The sequence below is a fragment of the Enterococcus sp. DIV1767 genome (assembly GCF_050542585.1).
GTDB lineage: Bacteria > Bacillota > Bacilli > Lactobacillales > Enterococcaceae > Enterococcus_D > Enterococcus_D innesii.
In genome coordinates, this window is sequence record NZ_CP172936.1 from 1,269,381 (window position 1) to 1,287,858 (window position 18,478).

Sequence of the window (18,478 nt, forward strand, 5' to 3'; positions counted from 1 at the left end):
GACAAACCTTTTCTTGAAAGCTATGATAAGCTACGATTTGTATGTTTCATCTGCATACGATAGGTTCACTGATTGATAGAATATAATAGTAGGAAAAATTCAGGAAGGAGCCATTCTTTATATGGCATATAAATATTTAGTAATCGTGGAATCGCCAGCAAAGGCGAAAACCATTGAAAAATACCTTGGACGAAATTACAAAGTCGTCGCAAGTGTCGGTCATATTCGTGATCTCCCTAAAAGTAAAATGGGAATTGATGTCGAAAATGACTATGAGCCGCATTACATTTCGATCCGTGGCAAAGGCGATGTGATCAAAAGCCTTCGTTCAGCTGCAAAAAAAGCCGAGAAAGTCTACCTCGCAAGTGACCCGGATAGAGAAGGAGAAGCCATTGCTTGGCATTTAGCTTTTCTGCTAGGGTTAGATTTAAAAGATAAAAACCGAGTCGTCTTTAATGAGATCACCAAAGATGCCGTCAAAGCAGCTTTCAAAGAGCCAAGAACGATCGATGTAGATCTCGTCGATGCCCAACAAGCACGGCGGATCTTAGACCGATTAGTCGGGTATTCATTGAGCCCGATCCTTTGGCGTAAAGTGAAAAAAGGATTGAGTGCTGGCCGTGTTCAATCGGTGGCGCTTAAGATCATTATTGATCGTGAAAAAGAGATCCGTGATTTTGTGCCTGAAGAATACTGGAGCATCGATGGGAACTTTAAAAAAGCCACGAAGAAATTTAAAGCCAATTTTTGGGGCCTAGATGGCAAAAAGAAAAAATTACCGAATGCTGAAAGTATTAAAGAAGTCACTGATCGCCTTTCTGGTAAAGACTTTCAAGTGACGAAGGTTGAAAAGAAAGAACGCAAACGCAACCCGGCAGCACCTTTTACCACCAGTAGCTTGCAACAAGAAGCAGCCCGTAAACTGAACTTTCGAACGCGGAAAACCATGATGGTTGCACAGCAGCTCTATGAAGGGATCGCCCTTGGCAAACAAGGCACCGTCGGTTTGATCACCTATATGCGTACCGATTCGACCCGAATCGCAGACACAGCCAAAGGCGAAGCGGCAGAATTTATTGAAACTACCTATGGTTCAGAGTTTTCAGCGCACGGTGGCAAAAAACGCGCCAATGCACAAGGGGCACAAGATGCCCATGAAGCGGTAAGACCAACCAGTGTGATGCGTACGCCAGAAGCCATGGAGAAATTCTTAGACAAAGACCAACTAAAACTGTATCGCTTGATCTGGTCTCGCTTTGTGGCTAGTCAAATGACGCCGGCGATTTTGGACACAATGAAAGTTACTTTGGATCAAAATGGTGTCATCTTTATTGCCAATGGTTCAAAAATCAAATTTAAAGGGTTTATGCAGGTCTATGTGGAAGGACGCGATGACGGCAAAGAAGACAAAGAGAACATCTTGCCAGAGTTAGTTGAAGGAGATGTGGTTCAATCTGTATCGATCGAACCGAAACAGCATTTCACTCAACCACCTGCCCGCTACAGTGAAGCCACCTTGATCAAAACCCTTGAAGAGAACGGTGTCGGCCGTCCTTCAACTTATGCACCAACGCTAGAAACGATCCAGCGGCGTTATTATGTGAAATTGACGCAAAAACGTTTTGAGCCAACTGAACTTGGTGAGATCGTCAATTCATTGATCGAGGAATTCTTCCCGCAAATCGTTGATATGCATTTTACTGCTGAAATGGAAAATAGTTTAGATAGCATTGAAGCTGGGAAAGAAGAATGGGTCAAAGTCGTCGATCAATTCTACCGTCCTTTTGAAAAGGAATTGACGACCGCAGAAGAAAGTATCGAAAAAATTCAAATCAAAGATGAACCTGCAGGCTTTGATTGTGATCTTTGCGGACATCCAATGGTGATCAAATTAGGTCGTTACGGAAAATTTTATGCCTGCAGTAATTTCCCTGACTGTCGCAACACGAAACCAATCGTCAAAGAAATCGGCGTTGAGTGCCCGGTCTGTCATCAAGGGCAAGTCGTTGAACGCAAATCGAAGAAAAATCGGTTGTTTTATGGTTGTACCCGCTATCCCGACTGTGACTTTACTTCTTGGGACAAACCTGTAGGCCGTAATTGTCCGAAATGTGATAATTACTTAGTTGAGAAGAAAGTCAAAGGCGGCAAACAAGTCGTGTGTATCAATGGCGACTATGAAGAAAATGTGCAAAAATAACTAGCAGGATTCCCTGCAAAAAAGAATCGGCGCATTCTTTTGAACGGTCAGCCTCGATGTTGGCTGACAAAAGAAAGTGCCGGTCCTTTTGATTAATACAAGCAGTTTCTTATGAAAAGAGGCGAGCTTTTGAAATAAAAGGAGAGCACTATGAAAGAAATCAATGTTATTGGTGCCGGTTTAGCCGGAAGCGAGGCTGCGTGGCAAGCAGCGCAAGCAGGTGTCGCAGTAAAGCTTTATGAAATGCGTCCTAAGAAATCGACAGAAGCCCATCATACAAATAATTTTGCTGAGCTTGTTTGTACGAATTCACTACGAGGCAACAATTTAACGAATGCGGTCGGTGTTTTGAAAGAAGAGATGCGTCGCTTGGATTCAGTGATTATTACCTCTGCAGACAAAACAGCGGTTCCAGCAGGGGGTGCTTTAGCTGTTGATCGCGATGATTTTTCAGAGTTAGTCACCAAACGTGTCAAGGAACATCCTTTAGTCACTGTCATCGAAGAGGAGATCACTGAAATTCCAGATGGGATCACCGTGATTGCAACTGGACCTTTGACTTCTGAACCTTTATCCAAAGCGATCCAAGCTTTTAACGGATCAGAAGGATTTTATTTCTATGACGCAGCAGCACCGATCGTCGATAAATCCACCATCAATATGGATAAAGTTTATTTGAAATCACGCTACGACAAAGGCGAAGCAGCCTATCTGAATTGTCCGATGAACGAAGAGGAGTTTTATGCGTTTCGTGACGCTTTAGTCAATGCGGAAGTGGCCCCTTTGAAAGAATTCGAAAAAGAAAAATTCTTTGAAGGATGTATGCCAATCGAAGTTATGGCTGGCCGTGGACCGAAAACCATGTTGTTTGGTCCGATGAAACCCGTTGGTTTGGAAGATCCGAAAACCGGCAAGCGTCCTTACGCAGTGATTCAGCTGCGGCAAGATAATGCAGCTGCTTCTCTGTACAACATCGTTGGTTTTCAAACACATTTGAAATGGGGCGAGCAAAAGCGGGTATTCCGGATGATCCCTGGTTTGGAAGAGGCCGAATTTGTGCGCTACGGCGTGATGCATCGGAATAGTTTTATGAATTCACCAGAGTTGTTACAACAAACCTATCAATCGAAAAAACGTGAGGACCTCTTTTTTGCTGGTCAAATGACAGGGGTCGAAGGGTATGTTGAAAGTGCGGCCAGTGGATTGATGGCTGGCATCAACGCGGCCAAACTTGCAAAAGGCGAAGCACCGATCATTATGCCGCAAGAAACAACAATTGGTAGTATGGCGTATTATATCACCCATGCTGAAGGCAAACACTTCCAACCAATGAATGCAAACTTTGGGTTATTGCCAGAACTTCCAGAGCGAATCAGAGACAAGAAATCTCGTTATGAAGCATTGGCAAATCGAGCGTTAGCTGCTTTAGAAAAAGCCAAAGAACAACTATAAGAGTGATGAGTCAACACCTTCTTACTAATAATTGGTAAGAAGGTTTTTTTTTAATTTGTCTTGAAACTTTAATCAAGGTGACTTATGATAGACAGTAACAATGAGAGAAGGTGGTGAAGATGGTGATCGGAGAATGGGTTCATTTGATTCAAAACTATTTACAGCGTTTTCCTACAGTGATCCAATTTTTAGGATGGCTGATCCTCTTGGTCGGGGGCATTTTCGTTGTCTTTGTTGCATTTAGTTTGCTGTTAGGTCCCTTTATGTGGCTTTACAATCGCATCACAGACAAAAACCGCAGCAATGTCATTAGCCGCAATGAGTTTGTGATCGGCGAACTGACGGAAAAGATTGTCGGAGACACAATCGGCGAAGTCATGGAAATAGGGAGTCAAAGTGCACGTTCTGTTTATCCCGCTCGGTTTTTTCGGGAAGAAGATCGTGAAAACAATGTTCGATTGCCAGTCGGCACCAAAGTCATCATTGTCGATTTTGATAAAAAAGGGATCGCGTTGGTGGTTGAAAGTAAAAATTTTATAGAATAGGAAGTGTTAGGTTATGGTGGATACAGGATCAGCAGTCGATTTTTTAAGTAATCCAATTTTATGGATCATTGTCCTCGTTGTTTTATTGGTTGCCTTTTTGATGATACGTTACCGTATCGGGAAACCCGATGAAGCGTTGATCGTTACAGGATCATTCTTAGGAAAAGAAGGCATCAAGATCTTAAAAAACAGTGGGACATTTGTGATTCCTATTGTTCAAAAAGCTCATAAATTAAGTTTATTGACCCACAAGTTAGAGATTGGGACACCAGAAGTTTATACGGAACAAGGCGTACCGATCAAAGCCAGTGCGACGGTGCTTGTGAAGGTCGGTAATAGTACCGAATCGATCAAGACAGCCGCCGAACAATACTTAGGTAAATCCACAGGTGAATTGGAAGATGAAGCCCAAGAAGTCTTAGAAGGTCACTTACGGGCGATTTTAGGAACGATGACGGTAGAAGCTATCTACAAAAACCGAGATGATTTTGCGGAACAAGTGCAAGAAGTTGCCTCTACGGACTTGAAAAAAATGGGGTTGGAGATCGTTTCGTTTACGATCAAAGATGTCAGCGACAGCAATGGCTACTTGGATGCGTTAGGACGCCCTCAGATTGCTGAAGTGAAAAAAAATGCCGAAGTAGCAGAATCCAATGCCTTAAGAGAAACGCGGATCAAGCAAGCTGAGAATGAGCAATTGGCACAGCATGAAGAGATCCGTCGCCAAACAGAAATCGCAGAAGCGACTAAAGATATGGCATTGAAACAAGCGCAGTACAAACAAGAACGCGAAGTTGCGGATGCGAAAGCAGAACAAATCGCGGTCGGCGAACAAATGAAAGTTCAGTTGATCGAACAAGAAAAAAATATTGAGATCCAAGAAAAACAAGCGGAATTGACGGAAAAAGAATTGAATGCAACTGTCCGTAAAAAAGCCGAAGCAGATAAATATGTCGTTGAACAAAACGCTCTAGCAGACAAAGCACGTGAAATCGCCCGAGCACAAGCCGAAGCGGAAAAAGTCAAATTAGCTGCCCAAGCAGAAGCCGAACGAATTGAAAAACTAGGTAGTGCCGACGCGGAACGGATCGCAAAAGTCGGTCAAGCCGAAGCGGAAAGCCGTGAAAAGATGGCGATTGCTTTGACCAAACTAAACGAAGCCGGTATTTTGATGGAGTTCATCAAAGTGCTGCCTGAAATCGCGAAAGAAGTCAATGCGCCCCTTAGCAATATCGATAAAGTGGTCAGCTTTGGCGGCAACGATGGGCTTCAATCAATGGGGGAAGCTGGTTTAGCGCGAACTTTTGATACGATCAAAGAGACAACCGGATTAGACTTAGTTGGGTTGATCAATGACACGATGTCCACAAAACAAGGAAACAAAGAGCTAGTTCAGGCTGTATCTGAAAGCAATGGTTCGCATCAGCCAACAACGGATCTAATCGAATAAAAGCAAATAAGTGGAAACGTATCAGTCCCTCTATCTTTTGAGGAGAAGGACTGGTACGTTTTTCTGGCTTTTTTGAGGGATCTTTTTGAAGAGTGATAAGAATCTTACGAAGATTCTTAGAAAGTTTTCACAATTATGTCTAAACTTTGAAATATTGATTAAATTCTGACAATTCATTTGTTTTTTTTTGTGGTCTATGCTAAAGTTATTTCGAATCATGAAAAGGGGGGTTACTTTGCAAACAGATCAGTTACAAGAAGCGTTTTTTCGTTATCTTATTGTTGAAAGAGGGTATTCGGAAAAGACAAAAAAAGCGTATCAAGAAGATATGAGCGATTTTTTTTACTTCTTAAAAGAGTCTGGCAATGAAGACCCATTAGCAGTGGAGTACCGTGATGTTCGCGTCTATCTAAGCTATTTGACAGAACGAGAGTACAGTCGTAATTCCATTAGTCGCAAAATGGCTAGCTTGCGATCATTTTACCAGTTTCTAACCAAGCATGAGATCGTCAAAGAGAATCCTTTTGCCTACATTCATTTAAAAAAGAAAAACGCCAAATTGCCGCGTTTTTTTTATGAAAAAGAAATGGATGCACTCTTTCAAAGTGTTGCCGGTGATGAGCCATTACAACAGCGCAATCAAGCATTGTTAGAAGTCCTTTACGGTTCAGGTCTGCGGGTCAGCGAATGTAGTAGTCTGACGCTGGGGGCGATCGATTGGGAAAGCGGCGTATTGTTGATCCACGGAAAAGGCAACAAAGATCGTTATGTTCCTTTCGGCAGTTACGCACAAGCGGCAGTCAAGCGCTACCTTTCCTCAGGACGCAAACAACTGATGGAAAAGCAGAACAAAGAACACGATATTCTTTTCGTGAATCATCTTGGTGATGGGATCACTGCAACAGGGATCGAGTATGTGTTGAATCAAATCATTCGAAAAAGCAGTTTAGACAGTAAAATCCATCCTCATATGCTTCGGCATACGTTTGCGACCCATTTATTAAACAACGGTGCCGATATGCGGACCGTTCAAGAATTGTTGGGGCATGCCAATCTATCGACGACACAGATCTATGCGCATGTCACCAAAGACAGTTTACAAAAAAATTATCGCCAATTTCATCCACGCGCGTAAAATTGGTACAGGAGGAACGTAAATGAAGTCAGAATTTCATTCAACCACCATCTGTGCGGTTGAAAAAGACGGCAAGTTTGCCATGGCCGGTGACGGACAAGTAACGATGGGAGAACAGGTCGTTATGAAAGGAACCGCTCGGAAAGTTCGTCGAATTTACAACGGTGAGGTGATCGTTGGCTTTGCCGGCAGTGTAGCAGATGCCTTTACCTTGGAAGAAAAATTTGAAGGGAAATTAAATGAATACAACGGAAATTTGCAACGAGCTGCAGTAGAATTGGCGCAAGAATGGCGGACGCAGCAGTCGATGCAAAAACTAGAGGCGATGCTGATCGTCATGAATGATAAGGAGATGCTCTTAGTCTCTGGGACAGGCGAGGTCATTTCGCCAGATGAAGGGATCTTAGCCATTGGTTCAGGCGGAAACTATGCCTTGGCGGCAGCCCGTGCGATGAAACGTTATGGCGGCGAACTATCTGCCAAAGAAATCGCTGAAGGTGCCTTGAATATCGCAGCAGACATTTGTGTCTTTACGAATCACAATATCATTGTAGAAGAGTTTTAAAGAGGGATGACGATATGACAAACCAAAACAAATCACCACGAGAAATCGTGAAAGAATTAGATGAATACATCGTTGGACAAACCAACGCCAAAAAATCAGTGGCTGTTGCTTTGAGAAATCGCTACCGCCGGCTACAATTAGATGAAAAGATGCAACAAGATGTCACACCAAAAAATATTTTGATGATCGGACCAACGGGCGTTGGGAAAACGGAAATTGCGCGACGCTTAGCAAAGATCGTTGATGCACCTTTCGTTAAGTTAGAAGCGACGAAATTCACGGAAGTCGGCTATGTCGGTCGAGACGTAGAATCGATGGTACGTGACCTCGTTGAGAATGCGATCCAAATCGTGAAAAAAGAACAATATAAAAACGTGCGGATCCAAGCAGAGAAAAAAGCCAACCGTCGTTTAGTAAAAGTCTTAGTTCCTGGTATTAAAAAGGAACAGAAAAAGAATACCAATCCTTATGAACAAATGATGAATATGTTCAACGCCGCACAACAACCAGAAGAGCCAAAAGAAGAATTGACGGATGAGATTCGTAGCAACCGTCAAGCCATTTTCGAGCAATTAGAAAAGGGGCTTTTAGACAACCGAGAAGTGACGATCCAAGTCGATGAGCCGAAAAATCAAGCACCAATGATGAACAATGGCTTAGAACAAATGGGGATCGATTTGAATGAAACCTTAGGGGCATTGAAACCGCAAAAGAAAATCGAGCGCACGGTAACTGTGAAAGAAGCACGAGAATTGTTGATTCAAGAAGAATCCTCCAAACTGGTCAACGACGCGGATATTCATAGTGAAGCGTTACGTTTAGCAGAATCTAGCGGCATCATTTTTCTTGATGAAATCGACAAGGTATCTTCGAAATCACAGCAGTCAGGAGAAGTTTCTCGTGAAGGGGTGCAAAGAGATATCTTACCGATCGTTGAAGGATCGCAAGTCAATACGAAATATGGCACGTTACAAACAGATCATATTCTCTTTATCGCTTCAGGCGCGTTCCATCTATCAAAACCAAGCGATCTGATCCCTGAGTTGCAAGGACGTTTCCCGATTCGCGTGGAACTAGATGACTTGACAAAAGAAGACTTTGTTAAAATTTTAACGGAGCCAAACAATGCTTTAGTCAAACAATACATCGCCTTGTTAGGAACCGAGAATGTCAAAGTGGTCTTTACGATGGAAGCTATCGAAAAAATTGCCGAAATCGCGTATCAAGTCAATCGCGATACCGACAATATTGGTGCTCGTCGTTTGCATACAATTCTAGAAAAACTACTTGAAGATTTATTGTTTGAAGCATCTGAGATGCAAATGGGTGAAATTACGATCACAGAAGCGTATGTGGAAGAAAAACTTGCGTCCATCGCAAAAGATGAAGACTTAAGCCGGTATATTTTATAAAGGGAGCGGACCAATGAAAACATTATTAGAAAAGACAAGACAAATCAATGAATTATTGCAGCAAAAAAACACCTTTAATTTAGCTTCTGATTTGCCTTACGACAAAATGGCTGTCATTTTAGGAAACATCCTAGACAGCAATGCGTATATTATTAGCATCGACGGTAGTGTGTTAGGTTTTGTTGAGAACCACGATGTTAATAACGAACGTATAAAAAAAATGTTTGTTGAAAAACAGTTTCCTAAAAATTATACAAATTTAGTCGATCACCTGACCTCCACAGAAGCTAATGTGCCAATCAGTGATGATATGACCGCTTTTCCTGTGGAAGGCCGTGAGTTGTATCCCAACGGACTAACAACTATCGTACCGATTTACGGTGCAGGGGAACGTTTAGGAACAATCATTCTTTCTAGAATCGATAAATCTTTTGATGATGACGATTTGGTATTAGCGGAATACAGTGCAACAGTTGTGGGTATGCAATTCTTGTACCAAAAATCCCGCAGTATCGAAGAAGACGTTCGCAGTACAACGGCGGTTCAAATGGCAATCAACACCCTTTCTTATAGTGAGTTGAAAGCTGTTCAAGCGATCTTTGAGGCATTAGAAGGCGACGAAGGTCGTCTGACCGCATCAAGTATCGCTGATCGCATTGGTATTACACGGTCGGTGATCGTAAATGCTTTACGTAAATTAGAGTCTGCCGGTATTATTGAATCCCGCTCTTTGGGGATGAAAGGCACCTATTTAAAAGTGCTTAACAGTCGCTTTAAAGAGGAATTGACGAAACATCAATATTAGGAGATGAGACCATGACAGTTACCATCACGGCCGGTCATCTGCAAGCAAAAATTGCAGAAAAAGGGGCTGAGCTGCAAAGTTTAGTCGATACGAGCAATGACCTTGAATATATTTGGCAAGCTGATCCAAACCACTGGGGAAAGCATGCACCGATCTTATTTCCGATCGTTGGTGCCTTAAAAGAGGACACCTATCAGCATGAGGGCAAGAGTTATCATTTGCCTCGTCATGGATTTGCCAGAGACATGTTGTTTACTGTCGTTGAAAAACGCACAGATTACGCTTTGTTTTTACTAGAAAGTTCGACTGAAACCAAAGCAAAGTATCCGTTTGATTTTCAGCTGTATGTCAGTTATGAATTAGGCGGTGATGGTTTAGTCGTCAAATACCAAGTGAAGAATAGCGGTCAAAAAGAACTCTATTTCTCCATTGGTGGACACCCTGCATTCAACGTCCCACTTGAAAAAGGGCTGACTTTTGAAGACTATTATCTTTCTTTTTCTCCAAAGAAATCACGGGTGAAATTGCCGTTAAAAGGCAACTATATTGATTATGAGCAACGCACACTCGGTCAAACGAATACGGATTTACGCTTGACCCATGACATGTTTGCAAATGATGCGCTAGTTTATGAAACGAAAGGATTACATTCCTACTCGATTCGCAGTGAGAAATCGCCTCATAGTGTCACGTTAAGCTACAATAATATGCCGTATGTCGGTTTTTGGTCCACGTATCCAGTGAAATCGCCGTTTCTATGTATAGAACCATGGTGCGGTATCGCAGACACACTGGAAGCTTCCGGTGAGCTTTCAGAAAAACTGGGGATTCAAGCACTTCCACCTGAAGAAGTATTTGAAACAAAGTACTCAATCACAGTTAAATAATGTATGCAAAAAGAAGCTGGGAAAAGCGCAATGACTTTTCTCAGCTTCTGCTTATTTGTTCGTTTGACGCTTATTCAGTCCAAAGGGTACTCGACTTTCGGTTCCGTCTTTGATGCGGGTGATGTTTTCACGATGGCGAATAAAGATAAAAATCGTTACGCCGATGGCGATAAAGGTCAGCAGCCAATTTTGCTCAGGCAAGATCGCAGGGGCGATAAAAGGCAAAACAATCGTCGATAAAGTGATCAAACACGCCGCGATCATACTGGTCAGACTCACCATACTGGTCACATAAAGACAGATAACAAAAATCAATGAAGAATAAATGAAAAAGAGCGGATTGTATCCTAAGAGCATCCCAGCACTTGTCGCCACTGCTTTGCCGCCTTTAAATTTGGCAAAGATTGGGAAGGTGTGGCCTAAGATTGCACAGACCCCAAACCAGAGCGGATTGACGGTATGGAGACCAAAGATGACTGGCAAGCTGGTCGCCAAAGTTCCTTTTAAGATATCCATCAATAAAACAACGATCCCGGCTTTTTTTCCTAAAACGCGAAATGTATTGGTCGTTCCCGTATTGCCGCTGCCGAATTGGCGAATATCTTTTTTGAAAAACAGTTGGCCAATCCAAACACCCGAGGGGATCGAACCTAAAAGGTAAGCAACAATAAATAAAAGAATCGTATTCATAATAACCAACTTTCTTTGCAAGGCTAGGGCAATTTTAGCATGAAAACGCCTTTCCAACAATAAGAAAATCTTTCGCTGGTTAGGGAAAGAAGAAAAACAGCTTTTCTCAGAGCTGTGAAACACAAACGAGCCATTTTGTGACTCTAGCTTGTGCAAACAAAGGAAAAAGGATAAGATAGTTTAGAAAAATGTTCGCTTGAAAAAAGCGTATTTTGTGTTAAGATTTTTTTTGCAGTTCTTTCAGCAGCAAAAAAGGACTGATCAAGATTAAAGGAGCGGTGGGTTTGGCAAAGAAAACCACAGAATATAATGATGCTTCCATTCAGGTCTTAGAGGGCCTGGAAGCAGTAAGAAAACGGCCAGGAATGTATATCGGCTCGACCGATAGCCGCGGCTTGCACCACTTAGTGTATGAAATCGTCGATAATGCGGTTGATGAGGCACTCTCAGGATACGGCAATGAAATCGATGTTACGATCCATAAAGACAATAGTATCAGTGTTCGAGACAATGGCCGAGGAATGCCGGTCGGGACACATGCATCTGGAATCCCGACTGTTGAAGTCATCTTCACAGTATTACATGCCGGCGGGAAGTTTGGCCAAGGCGGCTACAAAACCTCTGGCGGCCTTCATGGGGTTGGTGCCAGTGTTGTAAATGCCTTATCCAGCTGGCTAGAAGTGGTCATCGTTCGTGACGGTATCGAATACAAACAGAGCTTCAAAGACGGCGGGAAACCAGCCGATACCTTGAAAAAAATCGGCAAAACCCGTAAACCAACGGGAACAACCGTTACGTTCAAACCTGACGATACAATCTTTTCTGCAACCAAATTCTCCTATGAGATTCTCGCAGAACGTTTGAGAGAATCAGCCTTCTTGCTAAAAGGGGTCAAAATCTCCCTGACGGATGAACGAGGGGAAGAACCGATTCATGAAGTCTTTTTATATGAGGAAGGCATCAAAGAATTTGTTGATTATTTAAATGAAGAAAAAGATACCTTGACCCAGGTGGTTTATTTTTCTGGCACGAAAGAAGCCATTGAGGTAGAACTTGCCTTTCAATACAATGATGGCTATTCGGAAAATGTCTTGTCTTTTGTCAATAATGTACGTACCAAAGATGGTGGTACCCATGAAGTGGGGATGAAGACATCAATGACGAAAGCTTTCAATGAGTATGCCCGCAAGGTGAATTTGTTGAAGGAAAAAGATAAGAACCTTGAAGGCAGTGATTTTCGGGAAGGCTTAGCGGCCGTGCTGTCGATCCGTGTTCCGGAAAATCTTTTGCAATTTGAAGGACAGACCAAAGGAAAATTAGGAACACCCTTAGCAAGAAATGCTGTAGACAATGTGATTGGCGAGCAGCTAGGCTATTACCTGCAAGAAAACAGTGAAATGAGTCAAATGCTAGTTCGTAAAGCAATCAAAGCAAGAGAGGCCCGTGAAGCTGCCAGAAAAGCGAGAGAAGAAAGCCGCACTGGAAAGAAACGCAAAAAAGGGGAGTCACTGCTTTCTGGAAAATTAACGCCTGCACAATCTCGTAATCCTAAGAAAAATGAATTGTATCTGGTGGAGGGGGATTCTGCGGGTGGTTCAGCGAAGCAAGGCCGTGACCGCAAGTTCCAAGCGATTTTACCGTTACGAGGCAAAGTTATCAATACGGAAAAAGCCAAAATGCAGGATATTTTGAAAAATGAAGAGATCAATACCATGATCTATACTATCGGTGCCGGTGTTGGCCCAGAGTTTTCGATTGAAGACTGCAACTATGATAAAGTGATCATCATGACTGATGCGGACACCGATGGGGCACACATCCAAGTATTGCTATTGACGTTTTTCTACCGTTACATGAAACCGTTGATCGAAGCAGGAAAAGTTTACATTGCTTTGCCGCCTTTGTACAAAGTGTCAAAAGGGTTAGGGAAAAAGGCAGTAGTCGAATACGCTTGGACCGATGATGAACTAAGCAAACTGACCCAAAAAATCGGCAAAGGCTATCTCCTACAGCGCTACAAAGGGTTAGGGGAAATGAATGCCGACCAATTGTGGGAAACGACGATGGACCCAGAAACGCGGACGCTGATTCGAGTAAGGATCGATGATGCGGCTCAAGCAGAACGCCGTGTCACCACATTGATGGGAGATAAAGTAGAACCACGTCGGAAGTGGATCGAAAGCCATGTTCAATTCAGTTTAGAAGAAGATGGCAGTATTTTGGATAAAAAAGAAGATACAGTACCGGAATTAGTTGATGAAAAGTTAATGGATACCGAACAAGCAGAAAGCAAACAGTTAGTTAAGGAATAGGAGGTGGTCTCTTGGAACACAGAAGCAATATACAAGAATTGACATTGGAAGAAGTGATGGGAGATCGCTTCGGACGATATTCCAAATACATCATTCAAGAACGGGCATTACCGGATATTCGTGATGGGTTAAAACCGGTTCAGCGGCGCATCTTGTTTGCCATGAACCAAGACGGCAATACGTATGACAAAGGCTTCCGCAAATCAGCGAAATCAGTCGGAAATATCATGGGGAATTTTCACCCCCATGGCGACTCAAGTATCTATGAAGCAATGGTCCGCATGAGCCAAGACTGGAAACTACGTCAGATTTTGATTGAAATGCACGGGAACAACGGGAGTATGGATGGCGATCCACCAGCAGCCATGCGTTATACGGAAGCACGGCTTTCAGAATTAAGCGGTGAGCTGTTAAAAGATATCGAAAAAAACACGGTCGAATTGGTGTGGAACTTCGATGATACCGAAAAAGAACCAACTGTTCTACCAGCAAAATACCCGAATCTGTTAGTCAATGGCTCAACAGGGATCTCAGCTGGGTATGCAACGGAAATTCCCACCCACAATTTAGGAGAGATCATTGATGGAACGGTCTATTTGATCGACCATCCGCAAGCTTCTTTGGATCAGCTGATGAAATATATTCCTGGCCCTGATTTTCCAACAGGAGGGATTTTACAAGGGAAAGAAGAAATCAAGAAAGCCTATGAAACAGGTAAAGGCAAAGTGATCCTGCGTTCGAAAACCAAGATTGAAGACATTAAAGGCGGCAAACAGCAAATCGTCATCAATGAGATTCCCTATGAGGTCAATAAAGCCAATTTAGTCAAAAAAATGGATGAGATCCGTTTGAATAAGCGGATCGACGGGATTGCTGAAGTACGGGATGAAACCGACCGTACTGGTTTGCAGATCGTTGTCGAGCTGAAAAAAGAAGCAAATGCACAAGGAATTTTAAATTATCTATTTAAAAATACCGAATTGCAGATCAACTACAACTTCAATATGGTAGCCATTGACAATATGCGCCCCCAACAAGTCGGTTTGAAACGGATTTTAGAAAGCTACATCAAGCATCGCCGTGAAGTGATTGAAAAACGCAGTCGTTTTGAACTGCAAAAAGCCCAAAAGAGACAGCATATCGTTGATGGTCTGATCAAAGCTCTATCGATCCTTGATGAAGTGATCGCCACCATTCGCGGCAGTAAAGACAAAAAAGATGCCAAAAACAATCTGGTGGTTCAACACGGCTTTACGGAAGAGCAAGCAGAAGCCATTGTGAACTTGCAGTTGTACCGGTTAACCAATACGGATATCACGCAATTGCAAGCAGAGGCGAAAGAACTTGCTGAAACGATCGCTGAATTGACAACAATCTTAAATGAGGAAAGCGAATTACTGAAAGTGATCAAAAAGGAATTGCGGGAAATCAAGAAAAAATATACGACCCCGCGGTTGACTGAGATCGAAGCAGAAATTCAAGAAATCAAGATTGAAACACAAGTCTTGGTTGCACAAGAAGAAGTCGTCGTAACAGTCACAAGAGACGGCTATGTCAAACGTAGCAGTTTGCGTTCTTACGGCGCTTCAAAACCAGAAGAGATCGGCATGAAAGAAGGCGACTCTTTACTTTATAGCAGTCAAATGAACACGTTAGATCATCTGTTGTTGGTAACCAATAAAGGAAACACGATCTATCGTCCGGTTCATGAATTGCCTGATTTAAAATGGAAAGATCTAGGCGAACATATTTCGCAAACGGTCATGACGCTGGCCCAAGATGAAATGATCATTGGGGTCTTTGCTTACAAAGAGATCGATCCTTTGAAAAACTTTGTGCTGATCAGTAAAAACGGCATGATCAAACAAACGCGGATGACGGAATTTGAACCTTGGCGTACCTATAAGACACGGCCAATGACGATGATGAAGCTAAAAGATGAAACCGATGAATTGGTCAATGTCTTTTTGACGGATCAAACGGAAGAAATGGATGTCTTTTTAGTCAGTCATCTTGCCTTTGGCTTACGGTATTCGCTTAATGAAGTGCCGGTTGTGGGACCAAAAGCAGCTGGAGTCAAAGCGATGAACCTTAAAGCGGGTGATTATCTTATCAATGGGTTGTTAGTTTATTCAGAAGGGGATACACCAATCGTTCTGATTACTCAACGTGGCGCAGCAAAACGTATGCTGGCTCAAGAGATTACCCAATTAGGACGGGCGAAGCGTGGTTTGATGGTCTTGCGTGAATTGAAGAAAAATCCTCATCGCGTCGTCTATATGGGCAGTGGGGAAAATCAGCAACTGCTAGTGACCAACCAAAAAGGACAAGCCTTTGAAGTCATCACGAATCAAATCCCGATCAATGATCGGACCTCCAATGGCTCATTTATTATGGATGAGAAAACAGGGGGACAAATCTACGAAGTGAAAACACAAATCAGTCCTGCAATCGCGGAGGATCCTGTACTATAAATTATAACGAAACAGCCATTCTGTACCAGTACAGGATGGCTGTTTTTTACCTCTTAATTAATCTTTCACATTTGCTAAAAACGTACTTTAATAAAAGATTCACATTTAAAATATACCTATAAATCAACGTTTCTAATAATAAACATCTTAAAAATAATTAAATTGTTCAAAATAATTCTTGAAAATGCTTGCAATCATTTAGGTGTGTGTTATACTGTTCACGTAAAGCTGTTACATTAGTGAACAGAAAATTTAAGGAGGTCCATCAGATGGAACAATGGAATGGATTTAAAGGAAAAACTTGGAAAGAAGAAGTAAACGTACGCGACTTCATCCAAGAAAACTACACACCTTATGACGGAACAGATGAATTCCTAGCAGATGCTACTGAAGCAACGACAAAGCTATGGGATCAAGTCATGGAACTGAACAAGCAAGAGCGTGAAGCTGGCGGCGTATTGGATATGGATACAAAAGTCGTTTCAACGATTACTTCTCATGGACCTGGCTACTTAGACAAAGACTTAGAAACAGTTGTTGGTTTCCAAACGGAAAAACCATTTAAACGCAGCTTGCAACCATTTGGCGGCATCCGCATGTCAGAACAAGCAGCAGAATCTTACGGCTATGAAATTGATGCGGAAGTTTCTCACATTTTCCGCGACTACCGTAAAACACATAACCAAGGAGTATTTGATGCCTATACACCTGAAATCAGAGCAGCTCGTCGTTCTGGTGTAATCACAGGTCTTCCTGATGCATACGGCCGTGGCCGGATCATTGGTGACTACCGTCGTGTTGCATTATACGGAGTGGACTTCTTGATCAAAGAAAAACAACAAGACCTACTATATTGCGGAAACGGAACCATGTCTGAAGACATTATCCGCCAACGGGAAGAATTAAGTGAACAAATTCGTGCTTTAAGCGAATTGAAAGAACTAGGAAACATTTACGGATTTGATATTTCTAAACCTGCTCAAACGGCGAAAGAAGCATTCCAATGGTTATATCTTGGTTACTTAGCAGCCATCAAAGAACAAAACGGTGCAGCAATGTCATTGGGACGTACGTCAACTTTCCTTGATATTTATGTAGAGCGTGATTTGAAAAACGGTGTGATCACTGAAGTAGAAGCACAAGAAATCGTTGACCATTTTGTCATGAAACTACGTCTTGTGAAATTTGCTCGGACACCTGATTACAATGCCTTGTTCTCTGGTGACCCAACTTGGGTAACTGAGTCAATCGCTGGTATGGGTGAAGATGGACGCCACATGGTAACAAAAAACAGCTTCCGTTTCTTACACACTCTAGCAAACTTAGGTCCAGCACCAGAACCAAACTTGACTGTTTTGTGGTCAACACGTTTGCCTCATAACTTCAAAACATTCTGTGCGAAAATGTCGATCCAAACATCAGCGATTCAATATGAAAACGATGATGTGATGCGTGGGCATTGGGGCGACGACTACGGAATCGCTTGTTGTGTATCAGCAATGCGTATCGGGAAACAAATGCAATTCTTTGGTGCTCGTGCCAACTTAGCAAAAACATTGTTGTATGCAATCAACGGTGGGGTCGATGAAAAATCAAAAGCACAAGTTGGACCAAAATTCCAACCAATTACTTCTGAATACTTGGATTACAACGAAGTAATGGAAAAATATGACACAATGATGGACTGGATTTGTGATCTGTATGTGAACACATTGAACATCATTCATTACATGCACGACAAATATTCTTATGAACGCATTGAAATGGCGCTACAAGATACAGACATTTTACGTACGATGGCTACTGGTATCGCTGGTTTCTCTGTAGCAGTTGACTCATTATCAGCAATCAAATATGCCAAAGTTCGTACGATCCGTGATGAAAACGGCATTGTTGAAGATTACGAAATCGAAGGCGATTATCCTAAATACGGAAACAATGATGACCGCGTAGATGATATCGCAGTCAACTTGTTGAAAGCCTTCATGAAAAAAGTGAAACGCACCAAAACTTACCGTGATTCAAAACACACAACATCGATCCTTACAATCACTTCTAACGTGGTTTATGGTAAGAAAACAGGGAACACGCCTGATGGACGTCGTGCAGGTGCACCATTTGCTCCAGGAGCAAATCCAATGCATGGTCGCGATACTCATGGAGCGTTGGCAAGTCTTTCATCAGTTGCGAAATTGCCATATGATTACTCATTAGATGGTATTTCAAACACCTTCTCAATCGTACCTAAAGCATTAGGTCGTGACGATGAAACACAACAAGAAAATCTAGCAACAATGTTAGATGGCTATGCTGCAAAAGGTGGTCACCACTTAAATATTAACGTATTTAACCGTGATACATTACTTGATGCGCAAGCTCATCCAGAAAAATACCCACAATTAACGATTCGGGTTTCTGGTTATGCGGTTAACTTCATTAAATTGACCAAAGAACAACAAGATGATGTCATTGCTCGTACAATGCACGAAGCAATGTAATAAGTAACAAATTCAGGCGGCGGACGGGAAAATCCGCCGCCTCTTGTTTTGAA

Annotated in this window: 13 protein-coding genes; 12 read left to right on the plus strand and 1 reads right to left on the minus strand. The window is 42.4% G+C overall.

All coding sequences use genetic code 11. From position 1 onward, the window contains the following. The first annotated feature begins 121 nt into the window (after nucleotides 1-121). The 9 genes from topA to IGI78_RS06195 all read left to right on the plus strand — a co-directional run bounded on the left by topA (nucleotide 122) and on the right by IGI78_RS06195 (nucleotide 10,451). Nucleotides 122-2,200, plus strand: coding sequence for a type I DNA topoisomerase (gene topA, locus IGI78_RS06155; protein ID WP_081119148.1), 2,079 nt, complete (start codon nucleotides 122-124; stop codon nucleotides 2,198-2,200). 150 nt (nucleotides 2,201-2,350) lie between these two features. Next, complete coding sequence (gene trmFO / locus IGI78_RS06160; protein WP_195265745.1) at nucleotides 2,351-3,652, plus strand: FADH(2)-oxidizing methylenetetrahydrofolate--tRNA-(uracil(54)-C(5))-methyltransferase TrmFO; 1,302 nt, start codon at nucleotides 2,351-2,353, stop codon at nucleotides 3,650-3,652. A gap of 119 nt (nucleotides 3,653-3,771) precedes the next feature. Further along, a complete protein-coding gene (locus IGI78_RS06165) occupies nucleotides 3,772-4,197 on the plus strand; it encodes a hypothetical protein (RefSeq protein ID WP_077452548.1) in 426 nt (141 codons plus the stop codon). A 13-nt stretch (nucleotides 4,198-4,210) separates the two neighbouring features. Next, a complete protein-coding gene (locus IGI78_RS06170; protein WP_288362178.1) occupies nucleotides 4,211-5,647 on the plus strand; it encodes a flotillin family protein in 1,437 nt (478 codons plus the stop codon). A gap of 196 nt (nucleotides 5,648-5,843) precedes the next feature. Beyond that, nucleotides 5,844-6,782 carry a tyrosine recombinase XerC gene (gene xerC / locus IGI78_RS06175; RefSeq protein ID WP_195265747.1) on the plus strand — a complete coding sequence of 313 codons (939 nt, stop codon included), beginning with the start codon at nucleotides 5,844-5,846 and terminating at the stop codon, nucleotides 6,780-6,782. Between the two features lie 22 nt (nucleotides 6,783-6,804). After that, nucleotides 6,805-7,347, plus strand: coding sequence for an ATP-dependent protease subunit HslV (hslV, locus tag IGI78_RS06180; protein ID WP_005229630.1), 543 nt, complete (start codon nucleotides 6,805-6,807; stop codon nucleotides 7,345-7,347). Between the two features lie 14 nt (nucleotides 7,348-7,361). After that, nucleotides 7,362-8,759: an ATP-dependent protease ATPase subunit HslU gene (hslU, locus tag IGI78_RS06185; RefSeq protein WP_005236820.1), complete on the plus strand. Its 1,398-nt coding sequence runs from the start codon at nucleotides 7,362-7,364 to the stop codon at nucleotides 8,757-8,759. A gap of 13 nt (nucleotides 8,760-8,772) precedes the next feature. Then, nucleotides 8,773-9,564 carry a GTP-sensing pleiotropic transcriptional regulator CodY gene (gene codY, locus IGI78_RS06190; protein ID WP_086292738.1) on the plus strand — a complete coding sequence of 264 codons (792 nt, stop codon included), beginning with the start codon at nucleotides 8,773-8,775 and terminating at the stop codon, nucleotides 9,562-9,564. Between the two features lie 11 nt (nucleotides 9,565-9,575). Then, complete coding sequence (locus IGI78_RS06195) at nucleotides 9,576-10,451, plus strand: aldose 1-epimerase family protein (protein ID WP_077452544.1); 876 nt, start codon at nucleotides 9,576-9,578, stop codon at nucleotides 10,449-10,451. Between the two features lie 51 nt (nucleotides 10,452-10,502). Here the strand turns inward: IGI78_RS06195 and plsY are convergent, their stop codons facing one another. After that, nucleotides 10,503-11,141, minus strand: a complete 639-nt coding sequence (gene plsY, locus IGI78_RS06200) for a glycerol-3-phosphate 1-O-acyltransferase PlsY (RefSeq protein ID WP_074535152.1) — start codon at nucleotides 11,139-11,141, stop codon at nucleotides 10,503-10,505. A 284-nt stretch (nucleotides 11,142-11,425) separates the two neighbouring features. Here plsY and parE point away from each other — a divergent pair, with 284 nt between their 5' ends. The 3 genes from parE to pflB all read left to right on the plus strand — a co-directional run bounded on the left by parE (nucleotide 11,426) and on the right by pflB (nucleotide 18,425). After that, nucleotides 11,426-13,453, plus strand: a complete 2,028-nt coding sequence (gene parE / locus IGI78_RS06205; protein ID WP_195265748.1) for a DNA topoisomerase IV subunit B — start codon at nucleotides 11,426-11,428, stop codon at nucleotides 13,451-13,453. Nucleotides 13,454-13,464: 11 nt separating this feature from the next. Beyond that, complete coding sequence (gene parC, locus IGI78_RS06210; RefSeq protein ID WP_195265749.1) at nucleotides 13,465-15,927, plus strand: DNA topoisomerase IV subunit A; 2,463 nt, start codon at nucleotides 13,465-13,467, stop codon at nucleotides 15,925-15,927. 269 nt (nucleotides 15,928-16,196) lie between these two features. Beyond that, nucleotides 16,197-18,425, plus strand: coding sequence for a formate C-acetyltransferase (gene pflB / locus IGI78_RS06215; protein WP_077452540.1), 2,229 nt, complete (start codon nucleotides 16,197-16,199; stop codon nucleotides 18,423-18,425). The last annotated feature ends 53 nt before the right edge of the window (nucleotides 18,426-18,478 follow it).